At 53.5% G+C, this 16,388-nt stretch carries 17 protein-coding genes; 5 read left to right on the top strand and 12 right to left on the bottom strand.

From position 1 onward, the window contains the following. Positions 1-37 precede the first annotated feature (37 nt). Positions 38-979, bottom strand: coding sequence for a hypothetical protein (locus ACG98I_RS11725; RefSeq protein ID WP_070478510.1), 942 nt, complete (start codon positions 977-979; stop codon positions 38-40). Continuing rightward, entirely contained in the window at positions 979-1,188 is a 210-nt protein-coding gene (locus tag ACG98I_RS11720) for a heavy-metal-associated domain-containing protein (protein ID WP_070478508.1), read from the bottom strand. The genes ACG98I_RS11725 and ACG98I_RS11720 overlap by 1 nt, the downstream gene beginning before the upstream one ends. 515 nt (positions 1,189-1,703) lie before the next feature. On the opposite strand from ACG98I_RS11720, the gene ACG98I_RS11715 reads away from it, so the two are divergent. After that, a complete protein-coding gene (locus tag ACG98I_RS11715) occupies positions 1,704-1,832 on the top strand; it encodes a hypothetical protein (protein ID WP_255510501.1) in 129 nt (42 codons plus the stop codon). An 832-nt stretch (positions 1,833-2,664) separates the two neighbouring features. On the opposite strand, the gene ACG98I_RS11710 is transcribed toward ACG98I_RS11715, so the two are convergent. Continuing rightward, positions 2,665-3,615: a replication protein RepA gene (locus tag ACG98I_RS11710; RefSeq protein ID WP_394720819.1), complete on the bottom strand. Its 951-nt coding sequence runs from the start codon at positions 3,613-3,615 to the stop codon at positions 2,665-2,667. A 375-nt stretch (positions 3,616-3,990) separates the two neighbouring features. On the opposite strand from ACG98I_RS11710, the gene ACG98I_RS11705 reads away from it, so the two are divergent. Beyond that, a complete protein-coding gene (locus ACG98I_RS11705; protein ID WP_394720820.1) occupies positions 3,991-4,248 on the top strand; it encodes a hypothetical protein in 258 nt (85 codons plus the stop codon). Here ACG98I_RS11705 and mobF read toward each other — a convergent pair. Further along, positions 4,243-8,265: a MobF family relaxase gene (mobF, locus tag ACG98I_RS11700; protein ID WP_394732571.1), complete on the bottom strand. Its 4,023-nt coding sequence runs from the start codon at positions 8,263-8,265 to the stop codon at positions 4,243-4,245. The two genes, ACG98I_RS11705 and mobF, sit on opposite strands and share 6 nt — an antisense overlap. 320 nt (positions 8,266-8,585) lie before the next feature. Here mobF and ACG98I_RS11695 point away from each other — a divergent pair, with 320 nt between their 5' ends. Further along, entirely contained in the window at positions 8,586-8,912 is a 327-nt protein-coding gene (locus ACG98I_RS11695; RefSeq protein ID WP_394720821.1) for a hypothetical protein, read from the top strand. 3 nt (positions 8,913-8,915) lie between these two features. Then, on the top strand, positions 8,916-9,482 hold the full coding sequence (locus ACG98I_RS11690) for a hypothetical protein (RefSeq protein ID WP_394720822.1): 567 nt from the start codon (positions 8,916-8,918) through the stop codon (positions 9,480-9,482). A 314-nt stretch (positions 9,483-9,796) separates the two neighbouring features. Here the strand turns inward: ACG98I_RS11690 and ACG98I_RS11685 are convergent, their stop codons facing one another. The 8 genes from ACG98I_RS11685 to ACG98I_RS11650 form a co-directional block, all read right to left on the bottom strand. Continuing rightward, entirely contained in the window at positions 9,797-9,994 is a 198-nt protein-coding gene (locus ACG98I_RS11685) for a hypothetical protein (RefSeq protein WP_394720823.1), read from the bottom strand. An 81-nt stretch (positions 9,995-10,075) separates the two neighbouring features. Beyond that, positions 10,076-10,372, bottom strand: a complete 297-nt coding sequence (locus ACG98I_RS11680) for a hypothetical protein (RefSeq protein WP_394720824.1) — start codon at positions 10,370-10,372, stop codon at positions 10,076-10,078. A gap of 438 nt (positions 10,373-10,810) precedes the next feature. Beyond that, positions 10,811-11,041, bottom strand: a complete 231-nt coding sequence (locus ACG98I_RS11675) for a hypothetical protein (protein ID WP_394720825.1) — start codon at positions 11,039-11,041, stop codon at positions 10,811-10,813. Between the two features lie 26 nt (positions 11,042-11,067). Beyond that, on the bottom strand, positions 11,068-11,304 hold the full coding sequence (locus tag ACG98I_RS11670) for a hypothetical protein (protein WP_394720826.1): 237 nt from the start codon (positions 11,302-11,304) through the stop codon (positions 11,068-11,070). Between the two features lie 650 nt (positions 11,305-11,954). Next, positions 11,955-12,479, bottom strand: a complete 525-nt coding sequence (locus tag ACG98I_RS11665; protein WP_394720827.1) for a hypothetical protein — start codon at positions 12,477-12,479, stop codon at positions 11,955-11,957. Then, positions 12,472-13,113: a ParA family protein gene (locus tag ACG98I_RS11660; protein ID WP_394720828.1), complete on the bottom strand. Its 642-nt coding sequence runs from the start codon at positions 13,111-13,113 to the stop codon at positions 12,472-12,474. The genes ACG98I_RS11665 and ACG98I_RS11660 overlap by 8 nt, the downstream gene beginning before the upstream one ends. Before the next feature lie 418 nt (positions 13,114-13,531). Beyond that, positions 13,532-13,834 carry a hypothetical protein gene (locus tag ACG98I_RS11655; RefSeq protein ID WP_394720829.1) on the bottom strand — a complete coding sequence of 101 codons (303 nt, stop codon included), beginning with the start codon at positions 13,832-13,834 and terminating at the stop codon, positions 13,532-13,534. 329 nt (positions 13,835-14,163) lie between these two features. Continuing rightward, positions 14,164-14,568, bottom strand: coding sequence for a MerR family transcriptional regulator (locus tag ACG98I_RS11650; RefSeq protein WP_018297443.1), 405 nt, complete (start codon positions 14,566-14,568; stop codon positions 14,164-14,166). 169 nt (positions 14,569-14,737) lie between these two features. On the opposite strand from ACG98I_RS11650, the gene ACG98I_RS11645 reads away from it, so the two are divergent. Then, a complete protein-coding gene (locus ACG98I_RS11645; RefSeq protein ID WP_394720523.1) occupies positions 14,738-16,297 on the top strand; it encodes a SulP family inorganic anion transporter in 1,560 nt (519 codons plus the stop codon). Positions 16,298-16,388 lie beyond the last annotated feature (91 nt).

The raw sequence follows: 16,388 nt of genomic DNA, 5'->3' as shown, positions 1-16,388 counted from the left end.
CTCTCTTCATCTCTCGTGCGACGCCAGGCCCTGCGGGTCAGTGGCCGCCGGTATGCGAATCGTCTGTCTGCGAGCCGTCACCATGCTCGGCGTCGATCACGAACTCGGCGGTGTGCACCTGCCCATCGACCTGGAAGTCCAGGTAGAGCAGGTAACGGTCGGCGGTCGGGGCCTCCGCTGCGAATCCGATCTCGGGTCCGGCCGTGTCCCTGGCCTGGGGCTCGTCGCCCTCGGCGTGGACGTGCAAGTAGGCGAGGTCGCCTTCGCGCAGCGCCACCAGGTGGCCAAACGCGCCCAGGTAGGGCTCCAGCGTGGTCACCGGCTGACCGTCGCGCTCGACCGAGATGGTGAGCTCGCTTGAGGTGCCGGCGGTAAGGTCGCCATTCAGGGAGACGGTGTATCCGTCGACCTCGTCGGTGGTCTGTGACTCGGTCTCAACAGGGGCGAAGTCGCCCGCCACCTCGACGGCGCGAGTCAGGGTGATCCCTTCGGCTCCCTCGCCCTCGGGTGTGAAGTCGGCGTACACGCGGTAGGTGCCCGCCTCGTCCCAGGTCCACGGCACCGACCAAGTGCCTGTGCTCGTGTCAAGCTCGGGGTGCACGTGCTGGAAACCAGTACCATCGGTGCGAACGGCGATCAGATGCAGGTCCTTCTCGTGCGCGGTAGTGTACTCGGTCACCGCTTCGCCGGACTCGTCGAGGATCTGGAAACTCAGGTCTCCATCCTCGCCTGCAGCCGTGGGAGCCTGGACTGGGGAAAGTACGAAGCCGTCCGCGCTTGCGGAGACCCCGTTCAGAGTGGGCTCCGCAGTTTCTTGCGCAGCGCCGCCGTGTCCTTCACCGTGTGTGTTCACGTCACTTCCTTCTGCCCATGCTGCTACGAAGCTGTCAGGAATGACGGCGCCGGCAAGGCCGAAGGCCCCGCCGAACGCCACCACCAGCCCGGCCCCGTAGAGCGCAAGCCGTCCTCCGGCCTTCATCAGACACGCACCGCCGAGTAGCCGGCCTCCTCGACCGCCGCGAGGACCTTGGCATCGTCAATCTCGCCCTCGGCGGTGACGTTAAGCTTGCCGGTCTGCGCGCTGACCTGGATGTCCTGGACGCCGGGGATCTCACCGACTTCCTCGCGGACCGACATCTCGCAGTGCCCGCAGGTCATGCCCGTCACCTGGTAATTGTTCGAAGCCATTATGTATCCTCCTTGTGTCTCTGTAGTACCCCTACCGGGTACCTGTACAAGTCAACAGTATACCCCTGGCAGGTATTCCGCAAGAAGGGGGTGGTCGTATGAGCCACATCGCACGCGTGCTGCAGACGATGGCTGGAGCGTCCGACATGCGCCTCGTGGCGAAACGATGCTGCGGGGCGACCCGCTGGACGGTGTCGCTGCGCGTCGGAGAGTAGTGGTCCCGGTCTAATGAGAACCGTGGACTTCCTTGCCACGTCGGCGAAGGCAGTGACGACCGGTACGGGCCGGACACCACCAAACACCGATCAGTCGCTGGTGCTCATGGTACGAAGCCGGCCATGTCAACTGGATTCGCAGGCGTTCGAGATTGGTGAGTGGAACAGACGAATCCCAGCTGGAGTGCTCAGTTACGCCGGAGACAGTTAGCAGCCCCTGTGCAGGCATTAGTCAGGAAAAATAACCCCTCACAGGTTGCTGGCACTGACGCTTTTAAAAACAAAGGGTTCGGCGCCCTCGTGCAGGCGGCCCGGGAGTCTCAGGAAGTCTTCGAAACCATCACGGCAGATCCAGGCAACCTCAATAAGTTCCTGGAGGTGCTAGCGCACATGATTGTCGCCGCCAAGGACGAGCAGCAGTCAAAGTAATCATCACGATAGGCACCCTGTATTAGTGATTACCGGTAGGGGTGCCCTCATCTAGTAGTTACGTGGCGAGAACGGATGATTACCGTAGGAGTTGCACTCTTAGTACTCTGAAGTGTTCGTATTCGATTGACTCAGAAATCATTAACGAGTTCTAGCCCTGCCTGAGGGGCTAGAGGCAGGGCTAGAACTTATACATAGTGGCCGTTCGGGGGAAGCGGCCTATAACCATTGTGCGGAGCTTCGACAAAAGTCACAAGGGATTGTTCACTCCAGTGAGCATTGGCAGTGAGGAAGAAAGTACTGGGGTTTATCTATGTGGTTTCTCTTTAAAGGCTCTTTGGTTATCTGTAGTCCTGGAGGCTGTGGTGCTTGGAGTAGTCCAGGTTGTCTCGGTGGCAACCAAATCTATTGATTTGGGCGGCAGCACAACCGAACGCTAGTGAGGGCGTGAGCCACGATGGAAACTTATTTACTGGTTAACGTTAGCGTTGACTGCTTGGTTTACCCCTGCTGGATATGGTTCTACAGTTTATAGTTATAAGCGACCAGGGAAAATAGATAAATCCCCTGGTCAAACCCTGTGGATAACTGTGCTTGTATGGGAACATCTGCGCAACTGTATGGGAACATCTGCGCAACTGTATGGGAACATCTGCGCAACTGTATGGGAACATCTGCGCAACCAAAAATACTGTATGGGAACATCTGCGCAGCCTGACCAGGGCATATGTTTATATGGGAACATCTGCGCAGGAACGTATGGGAACATCTGCGCAGCCTGACCAGGGCATAAAGAAAGCGCCCACAAGGGGCGCTCACTCGTTGATGAGTACTAATCCAGCTGCGGACGTGGCGGCTTTTTCTCAACTGAGGGAGCCGTCTTTGAGACAGTTACTCCGCCTGTTGAGACTTCAATACCAGCATCTGGCCAAACCAGAATTACGTCTTGAATGGCAGCTTTTAATTCTCGCCGAAAATCGGCGAGGTTTTGACTGCTTGTGAGAGGTTTGGTGGCGAAGCTTTGTGCCATCATGTCCCAGGTAAATAGGTAGGAGTCTCGGTTGTTTTTGCTAAGCCAAAACTGCTTAACCGTTAGCCAGATATAAATGTCCATTGACCGTGGCTTGGTGAGCTGGCGTAGCACAGCAAGGTCGATAGGGATGGGGGCTTCGACAATGTGCTGGAAAAATTGTGGTGTGAGTTTGATGTAGGACTCGATGAAGCTTCCTTGATTGGGGTCGCGTGCATCAAACCATAAGTCCCATTCATCCATGATTTGAGTGTGTTTGCCACGTGCGCGTACGCCATCGTCCTCTTTTACGGTCACGCGAGCATCAGCCAGGCGCAATAGTTGCTCGCGCACAATCGATAGAGTTCCTTTTTTCCCACCGGTTCCTCGACCGTGGATGCCGATGGCTTGGAGGAAGTGGTTCATGGAGTGGCCGAGAGGGATGCGCACTGCTTGCTCAAAGTCTATTTTGCCTGCTTTGAGCTTTCCAGCGTTTTCCACGGCGCGGGTGATGATGTAGGCCATGATTAGTCGGGGATATTTGCCGTAGGGCAATCCTCCATCGGCGTAGACAACGATCCGTCCTTGTGCTGTCTCTATGACTCGCTTTTCTTCGTCGGTCTTGCGGTATGGAAATAATGCTTGGACGAAGAGCTTGGATGTGTAGCCAATGTCTTGGGCGTTGATTATTTCTTTTGACTGCTCAAGTTCTTGGTTCGCAGCAGCCTTTTGGGCGGCTTTTAGTTGTGCGAGTTTTTCTGGTGGCAGTGCCATAAGGGAAGTCCTTTCTTGGTGCCACCGTTTAACTACTTGCACACCTGCTTGTGGTGTATGCTTATAGTCAAACGGTGGAACCGTTGTATGAACCCCTCGCTAGAGTGCCAGCTCTATGATGCGGGGGGTTACCCATTTCTTGGGTAACGTGCGCGCCCCGGACTCGAACACGGGATGTATGCCTTTCGCGCTTCTTTCTCCCCATTAAATCACAGCAGTGTTATTTTCAGCTTCTATTATGCGGCTCGGTGTGGCGTTGAGTCTTACAATGCGCAGATCATAGTTGCTGGATAAGGCCGATAGCATAGAGTCAGCTGTGCTTTGAAAATCGGATGTGTAGTAGATTCCCCTCGATTTGGTTAAAGCTCAGGGGCATTGATATCTGTAGCGTCCATCGTGAAAGAAGCCCGAGAAACTAACCCGCTAAATCACAGCGAATACTCCGCCGACCTCGAAGAAATCGACGCAGATGAAGAAAAGTTAATAGCAGCGGATTATTCTGCCGGTATCAACGGCGAGAACCCCGAAGAAGCCATGGTTCCTGGCGCTGATGAAGTGGAGTCAGAACTCGTCTCCGCAGCGGTGCTAGATGAACTTGCTGAGGCAGAACAGGCTGATTCCGCAGAGCTATAGCTCAGGACTTTCTCCAACACTAGGCTCTGCTTCTTGGCTGGTGACTTGTTCTTCTGGCCAAATGTTATCGGCCCCTGCGTAGTGAGCGCGTCGGGATGCTTCGGCGCGCTTTTCGCGTTGAGCGTTTAGCTCGCCCGCTACTGTTGCTAGTTCTTCCGGTACCGTTGCGTCAAGCTGACAATCTACAACCGTGGCCGACTTAATATCAGCGCCACTCCAGTCAGTGTTGGTCAATGCTGTCCGCTCTAGGTGTAGCCCAGCAAGCTCGGATAATCCGAACTGAGTCTTATCCGCAGTGGAATTGACCAAGCGCAAGTTACGAACTTGAGCCTTGGTGAAATCAGCGCCTGTCAGTTCACAACCGACAATTTGATTGACGGCAAATGGTGAGTCACCAACACCGATTCCTACGTTGCGCCAGGACGTGGAACTCAAGTCGCAGTCCTCAAACATGGTGCGGTGAATATCGGCATCATCAAAGACTGCTCCAGACAGATCACAGTCCACAAACTTCAAGCGGTCTATCTCGACTCCGCGCAAATCTGCAAAGCGCAAATCTCTACCGCGGATTTCGCCACTTTCGGGAAGTGGTGGGTCTACTGGACGTAGCTGACGTGGTTTGTCCTCAGCAAGGTCAATGCGTGCGGCTTCTGCCCAGTCATAGAGCTGCCCATCATCATTATCGTGACGTGGCGGCAATACAACCAGTTCAGGAGTAGCTTCTGGGCGTTGTTGTTCTAGTCGATGCTGGATAACTGCCCCGACATCCTCAGCACCTTCTAAGCCATCGGTGGCAAAAGATAGCTCGCGCAGACCGTTGACACCGGCCTGGTTCAACCGCTGAATCGAGGTAGAAATACGTTCCACGGCCTGGTCATGATCTAGACCATTGGTCATAGTTGCAGGCAACTCACCTAGCGCACGGATAACGGCAGGTTCGACTACTTCGCGTCGGTAATCGGTGTGCAGCATATCTGCGGCGGTAGCAAATAGCTCGCGTCGCTGCTGCGTGCTTTCTGCCTTGTTAACCAGTTCTCGATGCTGATCACTAGCGCTTCGCTGGCCAGAATCGCGCAGCACAATGCGCTCTAAAATATCGTTGTAGTCCGGCTTATCCTCACCAGACATATGCCAGTGAGCTTGTTCTGCGTCGAAATCAAAGGGAAGATCATCGGCCACATAGACGTGGTTTTGCCACTTGGCGCGCGTCATAGCCACATACAGCGCGCGGCGATCGGTTTCTGCTCCCACAATCGCCCGAGCATTTTCCACCGTAATGCCCTGCGCGCGATACACAGTAGAGGCATAGCCTAATTGCACGTGTTCCCGAACGTAATCAGCAGGCAACACCATGGTTTTGTTCTTGCCGTTTAGCTCTTTAACCGCCAAAGAACCATCATCTAAAAGGCCTGCAACTTCGAAACGCTCACCATTGAGCACGCGGCGACCGCTTGGCAGCGTGTCATTTTTGCGGGTTAAAATCGTATCGCCTAGGTGCGCGCGGGCATCATCAGCCAGTGCAATTCCAGAAGATAAAGCACGGACAACGCCACGTTTTATTAGCTCGGATTGAATCAAGTTATTCGCGGTTGCGACATCTTCTTTGCGACTAGCAATCACGACGGAGTCAATCTCGGCACCAAGGTCACCAAGGTGTGCTTCAACAGCATCAGCGATCATGTCCTGGCGAGCACCACCATGAACCCAACCGCGTTGACGGTAGAGATCCAGTGCAGTTACGTCACCGTGACGCAGCCGTGTGGAGGTATCTGCCTGCTCAACATCGGCACCCATGCGCATTACAGTGTCGAGTTCGACCGCATTAGATTGGCGCACCAGCGTACGGAAGAGTCCACCAGTTTCTACTGCGTCGAGCTGGTGTGGGTCGCCCACCATGCGGATCACTGCGCCTGTTTCATCGGCAATTTCCGTCAATGCCGCCAGATCTGCGGTCGTGGCCATGCCCGCTTCATCAACCAGCAGCATGTCCCCAGGGTTAATTTCTATGCCCAACTTCGATGTATCTCGGGGGCTATCTCCGATGATTCCGCGCCAGCGATAGGTTAACGCGGCTAAGGTTTGTGCGGTAATATCCGCGTCTTGTCCAAGCTGTCGGGCAGCGCGTGCGGATGGTGCTAGACCTATCACCTGACGGTTCTGATTCTTCCAAGCGTCAGCCACAACCGCCATTGATGCAGTCTTACCAGTACCAGCAGGACCAACCGCACACGCTAATTTCTCGCCAGTAACAAGCAAAGAATGTGCCATCTTTGCCTGTCCATCATTAAGCGCAAAGCCGTGCTTTTCCACATTTCGTTGCAGCGCCTGGTCGACTGCTTCATCACTTATGGTGTAACCGGTTAGCTCATTAAGACCTGCCAGAACCTTATTCTCTTCGGCCAAAGTAGCATGCGCGGTATAGGTAATACCGTTGTGCTCGGCGGTGATCAATTGTCCATCTTCGCGCACTAGAGCGGCAGGAAGATGAGAAGAATCAACTACACCTAGCTGGGTTAAATGATGCTTCTTTGCATGGTCAATAACCTCATAACGCACCCGTTCAGCATGGCTATCGTCGGCAAATTTCCACTTCGTCAGGTGCATGGAGACACTGGTTTCTAGGTGGCGGATGTTAAATTCTGCACGTCGCTGGCGGGTATCTTCGACGGCATTGTCTGCTAGTTCAGCAATGGCAATTGCGTAGTCCTCTGATGAAATATCGACAGGAAACTCACTCCGAACGGCGTAATCCTGGCTCTTCTTACGCAATCTATCAAGGTCAATTTGTTCACCATTGCCAAGCGTTTCAAGCCATTGTTTACGGTGATCCGCCAGTGACTGGGCGGGCTTTTTCGCGTCGCGGGTTTCCAAAATTGCCGCTTGCCACAGCTTGTTGCGGGTACGCATATCTGGAAAGTGACCATGGGTGGTGCGGTACTTTTCGGCGTATTCTTCATACACCGGACGTGCCCCTGCGCGACGTTGGGAAGCACTGTTAATCAGTTCTTCATCAATGCCTGCAATCTCCCACACGGGTGCTTTTCCATCGTCAGAAGCGCGCTCGTAGAACTCTAAATCAAGCTCACGCCCTAACGCTTGAGCCATCTTTACTTGATAGCGCTGACCGATACGAGCGGAGTTTTTCAACAGATAACGAGCATCAAGCGACCGCCACTTATCCGCCTGATCATCATCTAAACCTTGCTGCCCGCGCTCTGCTTGCACCTTATTAGAAATCAAACAGTGCGTGTGCAAATCGGGATCACCAGCACGAGTGTCATAGTGCATAAACGTCGAAGCAATCATGCCACGAGCTTTAATAACCCTCTCGCCACGGGCACCAGTGCGGGTAAAAAGAAACTCTTCTTCTACCTCGGCGAGCGTTTCTTCCACAGCTTTTTGATGAACATTCTCGATAGTTTTCCGAGTGTCATCATCCGCTAAAGCCCACACTAAAGACACCGACTTTGCCGGAGAAAAAGTTAAATCGACACCAGAGGTAGGCTGCTTAACCCGGTTCTTCTTCTCATTCAACCACGCCAAAACATCACGCTCGGGTGCTTCAATCGCACCGGTTTCTTCTAAGTAAAAAGGTGTCGAAATCTTGAAAGCAATACGGTTTCTTTCCTCAGAATTAGCGCGTCGACCGTTCTCATTTCTAAAAGACTTCTCAGCTTTTTTCACCGCATCTAAGACCGGTTCATTGCCCGTAAAGTACGGATAAGTGCGACCAAGTTGTACGTCTTTAAGCTCCGCTCCATCATCGATCATTGCGTCAGCATCCGGGTGCATACCCTCGCCATACAACGCAGCCATCTGCTCATCAACAACCGTAGTTCCAGCAATTGCCGTAGTATTTCCAAGACCTTTTAGTCCCTTGCCGAACCAACGACCAGGCGGAGTACCGTTGGCATTGTAGTAATCCCCCAGGCGTATTTCCGGCGCAGTTTCATCGTCATGAGACGCCACAGAATTCATCAGGTAGGCATAGCCTTCCCCCGCATGAACGACCCTCATAGACAACATGACAATCATCTTATGCGTCAAAAACAAAGCAATCCAGCTACCACCATTCGCGAGCCTGTGAGCGGCAAAAACCGAAAGTCAGATTATCTGCAATAGGTGTGTAACACCGAAGTGGGCGTCGCTAAGCGAAACAACGACGGAAACGAGTTTGTCTGCCAGACAAACAACGGGAGAAAAACAACGGCTTAGTGAGAGAAAGAGAAAAAGTCCAGGCGTGAGAATTTTGGAGACTTAGCCTAGGATGAACATCAACTAATGGAGAAAAGAATATCGGCCTCGAGTTAGGTTGTGTTGCGTTGTAGTGTGGGGTCATGGCTACAGTAAAAAGAAATTCTCGTGCATCCATTCGTAAGCAAATGAACCAGAAGGTTCAGGCAGTCCTCAAATTGAAAGTGGAGCAATTCACCGAGATTGCCGCACAAGAAGAAGCAATTGAGTTGGCGACGATTGAGTCCGCGAAAGCTATCCGGAAACTTCAAGACAGCGGCGTAACAATGGACGAAGCGGCAGACTCCACGGGTCTAAGCGTTAATCGCCTGCGGGCGATCATCAAACGGGCAGAGGAATTGGAGCGCCTGGAGGACGAGGACGATTCATCGGAGTCAAATATGTTGGATAATTCTTCGGAAAATATCTAGCTTGTGTCTGGTAAATACATTCCGTTATTCGAACTCGCAGGAGAAGAACGCACCGCGACTCCTCTCCCCCGTGTGCGTCGTGGCGTTACCTTTGATTCTTCCTTGCGTCCCGATGAGAAATCTATTCGCCGGTTTTGGTCGAACGTGGTTCGCGGCCCTGGATCAGCGTGTTGGCTGTGGGTCGGCCCAATTTCAACGCCTGACGGGTACGGCCGTTTTTCGTGGCAAGTTGGCGGACACCGGCGAACAGTCTCTGCCCACCGATTCGCGTTGATGATTGCCACTGGTAAAGAAATTCCCCAAGGCTTAGTAGGCGAGCATTTCTGCTGCGAGCCGCTGTGCGTGCGCGCTGGTTCGTATCACGTTCGTTTGGCTACGCAGGCTGAAAATATTTCTTGGGCAGTTGACCGTGGCAGGCATGCTGGTAGCTCTCCGGGATCGGGAAGTGCCGGTCGTGCCTTGCGTTCGCAGTTAGTGCGAGACGCTGTGCGTGACGGTTGGGACGAGGATTCCTTGCAGGCTGCGCGCGATTTCAACGTGCTCGACGACAATCAGTCGCGACTCTGGTAGCCGAACTACAAGTAAGCGCCCGGACACGTCGTGTCCGGGCGCAGCTTATTTTTTCGGTGGTAGCTATTGTTCCCCGATTTCCTCTGACTCCCTTCTAAGCGCTCAATGTAGTAGCAGCCGCCTTTTAACTCTTCAAGTGCGTTGGCTTCGTACACCTGATAAGTATCTTGTCCGCCTGTCCGTCTTGTAGGTATTCAATCTGGCGGCTAAGCCAGTTGTGCAGTCTTAGCCAACGATTGTTTTCGGCGTTAGGCGTTGTCCTCAATTACGGTGATGGAGTTTTCGCTGGCTTTCTTTCTTATTTGTTTTCCTTGTTAGGTAAAGGTGAGCCAGTCGCCTTTCACTTCATACTCGCCGCTATAGGTGTGCTCGGTGAAAGTTCTTGAACGCGCTCCCCCGCTCCATTCCTTCCATGAGATGCTGCCGCGCGCGGTTCGCGGTTGTGTTGCGTTTTTTCGTCTAGCTTTCCATTCTTCGGCAGGTACAAGTTCGCGGATTGCTTTTGCTGTCACGCCTTTATAGCCCTGGAGCAGCTGCTCGCTTGTTGGCGACCAGCTGCTCCAGGGCGTTGGTTTGCGTTGTGCTCGTCTGCCCTAGTGGTGTCGTGGTGTGGCGGCGATTACGACTTGACTCCATAGTTGTGGGTCTTTGATGTATTGGCTCCCGGTGCTGTGGGAAATTTTTCCTGTGAGAACTACGACGATGGTGTCTTGTTCGATGGTGACATCTTCAATGAGAAAGTCGCGCACGACATCTTGGACGTATAGGTTGAAATAGTTTTGCATTTCAAGTGCGGCTTCTTTGAGGGTGTCTCCAGTGGTATCGAGTAGCGATACTGGGTGGCCGTTTATATCGAGTGCCGTCGCGCCTTGTAGATCGTCTGTAATCACGGTTTGTATGGCGGTGATGTCGTGGGTGTGGGTGGTGATTTCGTCTAGGTCGATGGGGTGGGTTTATGTTGTGGTGGCCATGTCTGGCCGTGGTCGGTTGGTAGTGCGCGTGGTGTGGGGGAATGCGCGCCCCTCCCGGCAGGTTTAGTGTGCGTGCCGCGCCTGGGGCTGGGCGAGTGGCCGTGCGCCGAGTTCTGCTTCTAGGAGGGCTAGTGCTTCTGCCATGGAGGGGTGTTCTTTGGTGGCCATGTCTGGCTCCTTTGTGATTGGTGTGGAAATGTCTTTCCACGTGGTCGGTGGTTATCGCTTGTGGGGTGTCCCCCGCTGTGTGCGATACCTTTATCCTACCATGGTTGCAATAATTATTGCAACCATGGTTTTGCCTATTTTGCCAGTATATTAAAGGTATTGCCCCGGACTTTGTCCGGGGCATGGGGTTTAACTGGTGGCTACTTGTTTCCAGCCTCCGCCTAGTTCTTCTAGCTCTTCGATGACGTGGCTGCCGTCTGGATTGATGGAGTAGTTACGTACGGTGTGGTCATCAATAACGTCTACCACTCCGATAGTCCCGTTATTGAAGTGTGTCAGGGAGAAGTGTGGGGCGCACATGGTGTCGATGACTGCTTTTTGTGCAGCGCTGACGGTGAACGTTCCGGTAACGAGTTCCATTGTGATGTCCTTTCGGTGGGTGTGGGTTAGATTTTTTGGGAGTATCCGCATGGGCAGTTGGTGCGGGCCTTTGAGTCGGCGTAGGTGATGCTGGGGTCGTGGCTGATGTAACCGACACCGAGGGGAGCTGGTTTGTGACAGCGTTTGCAGATGCAGCCTTCTTTGTCGGCGGTTTCTTGCGCTTTCATTTGGGCGCTGATGTCAGCCAATCCTTGGTGGATGCTGTTGTGGATTATGTCGTGGACGTTAAATCCGGTGGCCATGTCTGGCTCCTTTGTGATTGGTGTGGAAATGTCTTTCCACGTGGTCGGCGGTTATCGCTTGTGGGGTGTCCCCCGCTGTGTGCGATACCTTTATCCTACCATGGTTGCAATAATTATTGCAACCATTCGTTTGGTCATTTTCGCAGGTAATGACACAATTAGCGCACTTCGTGCGTCGGCTCCGCACTGGTTTCTCTCCTGGTCTTTTTTGGCTTAATAAGGTGCTTTGCACCATTGCTGCCGCCGACTGGAGGGCAAGTAATCGTGGAATAAATAGCGCAGCGGTTTATGCCGCGAAAGTGCTTGCCTGTAGGGAGGTGGCAGCTACAATGCCCGCAGGGCTTATTAAGACTAAAAAGGCTTTCCTGCACATCTTGGGGGTTGTGTTCCACGGGAGTTATCCACGAGTACCGCTGGTGCGGTCAGGCAATGATTGTGTGTGGAAATTCCCGCAGCGGATGCGAGGAAATTGGAACACTGCTAACTAGTTTTCTACTGCTATCAGTACTCCTGTTTTACTTTTTGTTCGTGTAGTTTTCAGGGAAGATAAAAAGTCGCACTCCCTGCTATGTCGAGTTAGCAGGGAGTGCGTTTGTAAGTATGGTTGCAATAATTATTGCAACCATACTGGAGTGCTTTATTACTGGTAGTCAGTCTTCTTGCTTTTTGGTTCGCCATTTATGTTGGCGTTTCCAGGCGTTGGTAAACATTTGTGTCACGGATATGTTTTTCCTAAAGCTCATCTCTCGGACGTTGAGGAATTCTTCGGTAGGAATTCGGATCTGCACCCGTTGCGGGTTGAGAATACTCTTTGCCCCCTTACGTACTATCGGGGCGTGCTTGTCGGGTGTGTAGATTTCACCGCCTTGCGGGTCAACACGTAGGGCATTAAGTAGCTGGCGTCCTGGCGCTACACCTGTCTCAGCTTTGATTTCTTGCATTGCTTCGTAGATGTCCCCTGGCAGTTGCACGGTGGTAACCGACATGGCACGAAGTTGCGCGTAGTCGTGCGGACTTCTTTTTGCCGTGGTGCTTAAAAGTCGGTTTCGAGAGTCAGGGATGTCTGCGGCGGTTGGTGAGACTTTTTTGTCTTGTTTTTGTTCTTGTTCTTGTCTGTTTCGACGTTCTGCCAGTCGCCGGGCGGCAGCACTAGCACGGTTACTCTTGTTAACCATTGAGCAGCTCCAGGACTTGATTAAGTAGTACGTCGTGCCCACGTAGGTCATTGAAGTGGTTGCGTGGCCACGTACCTTTGGCGCTTTGTAGGTAGGTACTTTGAGCAATGGGTGGCCACAGTGATGGCTCATTCATTTCGTCAAATACTGCGCGAGTGTTGGGGATGACATTGGCTGATTTTTGCCAGCGCGTGAACATGATCTGATAGGGAACTTTTTCCGCTTTGAGCATGTCGGTGGTATTCATGACGTTTTCGATTTCACCAGGGCTACCAGGCGTGGGCACAAGGACAAGGTCGGAGAGTCGGGCGACTTCCGAAATCATGGAGTGATCGCTTGGCGGGCCGTCCACGATGGTGAATTGGTCTTTAGGTAGTGCGCGTAGCTTGCGGAGGATTTGTGCGTGGTTGCCGGAGTGAAGCTGCATATCAAGGTAGGGCTTGTTTGGATCTTCGTTGTGCTCGGCAACGGCATCTTCGTACCAGATGCTTAGATCGCCTTGGTTTACGTCGGCATCGACAATATTGACGGGCATGGTGATTTTGTCGGAATAGACTGCGGCTGCGGCGAGCCACATGGTAGTCATTGACTTACCTACTCCGCCTTTCGCGTTCAAAATACTCACGGTTGGCATTGCGATTCTCCTTTGGCCATGTCTGGCTTGGTTCGGTGGTTGTCCAGCTGTTTTAAGCTGTCCCATCACCCTACCATGGTTGCAATAATTATTGCAACCATGGTTAAGGCCTTCACCGCAGTGTGCGAGTAGTGTCTGTTCATTGCCTTTGCCTTGCATGTCGCGTTATAATTAGGTTGGTCGGTGGTAGTCCTTGTGGGTTACCCCCCCAGTCTCGGGGATGCCTGAGGCTTAGCCCCTGGGGATGCCTAGGGGCTTTTTTAATTGTGCGTGAGCTTCATTGGATGATGCGCGCCCTGCCGTAGTTCGACCTAACCGCTCCTTTGGATAATGATTGACACAGTGGACAAAAGGGGTTGGGGTACAGATTCTTATCGCTACGCCATGGTTGCAATAATTATTGCAACCATGGTGTGTGTTATTTGCCTGGACTTAGGCGCTTTTCAATTGTGGTGATGAGGTCTAGACCTTTTTCCAAGTCCTGGGGCTGTTGCTGTCGGGCGAGACTTTGCTGGGCGGCGTAAATGATAGAACGCAATTGGCGCATTTCCGAGAAGAGTGGGGAAGTGGACGGTAGGAGTTCCGCGAGTTCGGTGAGGGTTCGTGCGGCGTTGTCTGCCGCGTCCTTTGCGTCTGCATAGTCGCGTGTGCGTGCGCAGGCGATGATAAATACGTAGTGAACGTGCGTGTTGTCGATTGCTTGGTGGGCAGAGTTTTCCATCAGTAATCCTTATTTTGCAGGAGCTATTCCATGAGTGCCAGGAAAGTGCACAGCCCATTTTTAGAATAAGGGTATGTGCCATGATGAGTCTCTAATGATCACGAATATCACGTCAGCTCCTGCGCGGAGAAAAGTGCAAAATATTTTTGAAGATCAAATTCCAGATGCCGACTGCTCTCCCCCCCAACTTTGCAACAGCACCAGTCCTCTGCACTATCGCCATCCACTCCGGAGAGGCCGCGGGCGTTCGTCCACTTCATCTGGAACGCGACTCGACAGAGCACATCCAATAGGATGGTCTTTTTCTCCCTGCGAAGGATGGGGGCAGTTTAGGGTGCCAGGGTGTTGACCAGATCGAGGAATTCCTCAGCGTAGGTAATTTGCTTGCGTAGCTTTTCATAGCGGGTGCGCGTCTCCTCACGAATGTCGGCAAGGGTGGCCTTGGCATTACTCCGTGCCTGCTGCGCGGGATCACTGTCCTGCCCGCCATCTGAACTATGAAGAATCTCCGCAGCTTCCAGGAATTCCCGCATCTGATCCAGAGTAAACCCCAGCGGTTTCATCCGTCGCACCAGCAAAACACGACGTACATCAGCCTCACTATAAAGCCTGAACCCACCAGGGCTACGCCCCGATGGGCTAATCAGGCCGACGTTGTCATAATGACGCAAGGTGGGAATCGACAACCCCGTCTGGTCAACGACCTCGCCGATCTTGAAATTACTGTTTTGCATTGCCTGTTCTCCTTCACGGTGATGTTACCCACGGGTTCCTGTGCCTGGGTTGGCGGTTGAGTAAAACTCCCGCTACCATAACCACCATCACCAACCCTAAAGCTACTAGAGGGTTGGATTCCTTTTGGGCGTTCGCCCAGTTACCTATCCCCTCAAAGATTGGACATCTATGACTGAAACTAGCACGGAGGCCCCCCACCCCCTCCTGAGTCCAGACGGCGCTGATGCCCCTACCGGGATCATCGCATCCTTCCGTTACGCATTTTCTTCCCCCGCCCGTATCCGTATAGAGATTCTGGCCGGACTGGCGGTATCCCTGGCGCTGATCCCTGAGGCCATTGCCTTTTCCATCCTTGCCGGTGTTGACCCAGCCGTGGGTCTGTTTTCCTCGGTAGTCATGGCCATTGCGATCGCCTTTACCGGTGGCCGCCCGGCAATGATCACCGCCGCCACCGGGGCTATTGCCCTAGTCATTGCTCCTGTGGCGCGTGATTACGGGATGGATTATTTCATCGCCACCGTCCTGTTGGGCGGTGTCCTACAAATCGTGCTCGGCGCCCTCGGTGTGGCGAAACTTCAGCGTTTTATCCCCCGATCGGTGATGCTGGGTTTCGTCAATGCACTGGGCATTATGATTTTCACCGCCCAACTCGAACACCTCATTGACGTGCCTTGGATGGTCTACCCACTCGTCGGCTTGGGTGTGGTGATCATGATTTTCTTCCCCAAGCTCACCAGTGTGATCCCCGCCCCGCTGGTCACGATTATCGTGCTCACCGGTTTGGTCATTGCCGCCGGTTTGACTGTCCCGACGGTCTCGGACATGGGCAAGATGCCGGAGACCTTACCGTCCCTGTTTATTCCGAACGTGCCGTGGACGTTGGAGACCCTGCAGATCATCGCGCCTTATGCCCTGGCCATGGCCGTGGTCGGTCTCATGGAATCGTTGATGACCGCCAAGCTCGTCGATGACATCACCGACACTCATTCCGATAAAACTCGCGAATCCTGGGGACAGGGGGTGGCTAATATTGCCTCCGGTTTCTTCGGCGGCATGGGTGGCTGCGCGATGATCGGTCAAACCATGATCAACGTCCGCGAATCCGGGGCACGTACCCGCCTATCCACCCTGCTAGCCGGCGTGTTCCTGCTGGTCCTGGTCCTGACACTGGGCGATATCGTTGGCATGATCCCGATGGCTGCGCTGGTGGCAATCATGATCATGGTCTCGGTCGGCACGATCGACTGGCACTCGGTGCATCCACGCACCCTTAAACTCATGCCGGTCCCTGAGACCATTGTTATGGCCGTGACGATTATTGCCACCCTAGCCACCCACAACCTGGCCATCGGTGTGGTGCTGGGTGTGGTCACCGCGATGATCATGTTCGCCCGTCGGGTGGCACATATCGTTTCCATTGAAAAGGTCTCCGAGATCGACGGCGATGGCGATGGCCAGATTGATACTCGTACCTACCGGGTGCATGGCCAGTTGTTTTGGGCATCAAGCAATGACCTGGTTTATCGCTTTGATTACACCGATTCTGCCCGTCATATCACTATTGATCTCACTGAGGCGGAGATCTGGGATGCCTCCACGGTCGCGACCTTTGACGCGATTACGCAGAAGTTCCAGGACAGAGGCAAAACCGTGTCCATTATCGGGCTCGACGGTCCCAGTCAGGACCGGCTGAACCGACTGTCTGGCCGGCTTGGCACCGGCCACTAACATCCCCCGACTCGAGCACATCGACTTGGCGCCCCAACTTATAACCGGGGCGCCAGTTTATTGGTGCTGTTGCAAAGTTGGGGCATAGGAA

Origin of the sequence: Corynebacterium sp. L4757, assembly GCF_043673995.1 — a bacterium.
Lineage (GTDB): Bacteria > Actinomycetota > Actinomycetes > Mycobacteriales > Mycobacteriaceae > Corynebacterium.
Note: the sequence above shows the minus strand (reverse complement) of the source record. Positions and strands in the feature narration are given on the sequence as shown.

Coding starts and splice junctions, on each gene's coding strand:
- ACG98I_RS11725 (WP_070478510.1), bottom strand. CDS start 979: ATGAAGGCCGGAGGACGGCTTGCGCTCTACGGGGCCGGGCTGGTGGTG.
- ACG98I_RS11720 (WP_070478508.1), bottom strand. CDS start 1,188: ATGGCTTCGAACAATTACCAGGTGACGGGCATGACCTGCGGGCACTGC.
- ACG98I_RS11710 (WP_394720819.1), bottom strand. CDS start 3,615: ATGGCACTGCCACCAGAAAAACTCGCACAACTAAAAGCCGCCCAAAAG.
- mobF (WP_394732571.1), bottom strand. CDS start 8,265: ATGAGGGTCGTTCATGCGGGGGAAGGCTATGCCTACCTGATGAATTCT.
- ACG98I_RS11695 (WP_394720821.1), top strand. CDS start 8,586: ATGGCTACAGTAAAAAGAAATTCTCGTGCATCCATTCGTAAGCAAATG.
- ACG98I_RS11675 (WP_394720825.1), bottom strand. CDS start 11,041: ATGGAACTCGTTACCGGAACGTTCACCGTCAGCGCTGCACAAAAAGCA.
- ACG98I_RS11670 (WP_394720826.1), bottom strand. CDS start 11,304: ATGGCCACCGGATTTAACGTCCACGACATAATCCACAACAGCATCCAC.
- ACG98I_RS11665 (WP_394720827.1), bottom strand. CDS start 12,479: ATGGTTAACAAGAGTAACCGTGCTAGTGCTGCCGCCCGGCGACTGGCA.
- ACG98I_RS11660 (WP_394720828.1), bottom strand. CDS start 13,113: ATGCCAACCGTGAGTATTTTGAACGCGAAAGGCGGAGTAGGTAAGTCA.
- ACG98I_RS11655 (WP_394720829.1), bottom strand. CDS start 13,834: ATGGAAAACTCTGCCCACCAAGCAATCGACAACACGCACGTTCACTAC.
- ACG98I_RS11650 (WP_018297443.1), bottom strand. CDS start 14,568: ATGCAAAACAGTAATTTCAAGATCGGCGAGGTCGTTGACCAGACGGGG.
- ACG98I_RS11645 (WP_394720523.1), top strand. CDS start 14,738: ATGACTGAAACTAGCACGGAGGCCCCCCACCCCCTCCTGAGTCCAGAC.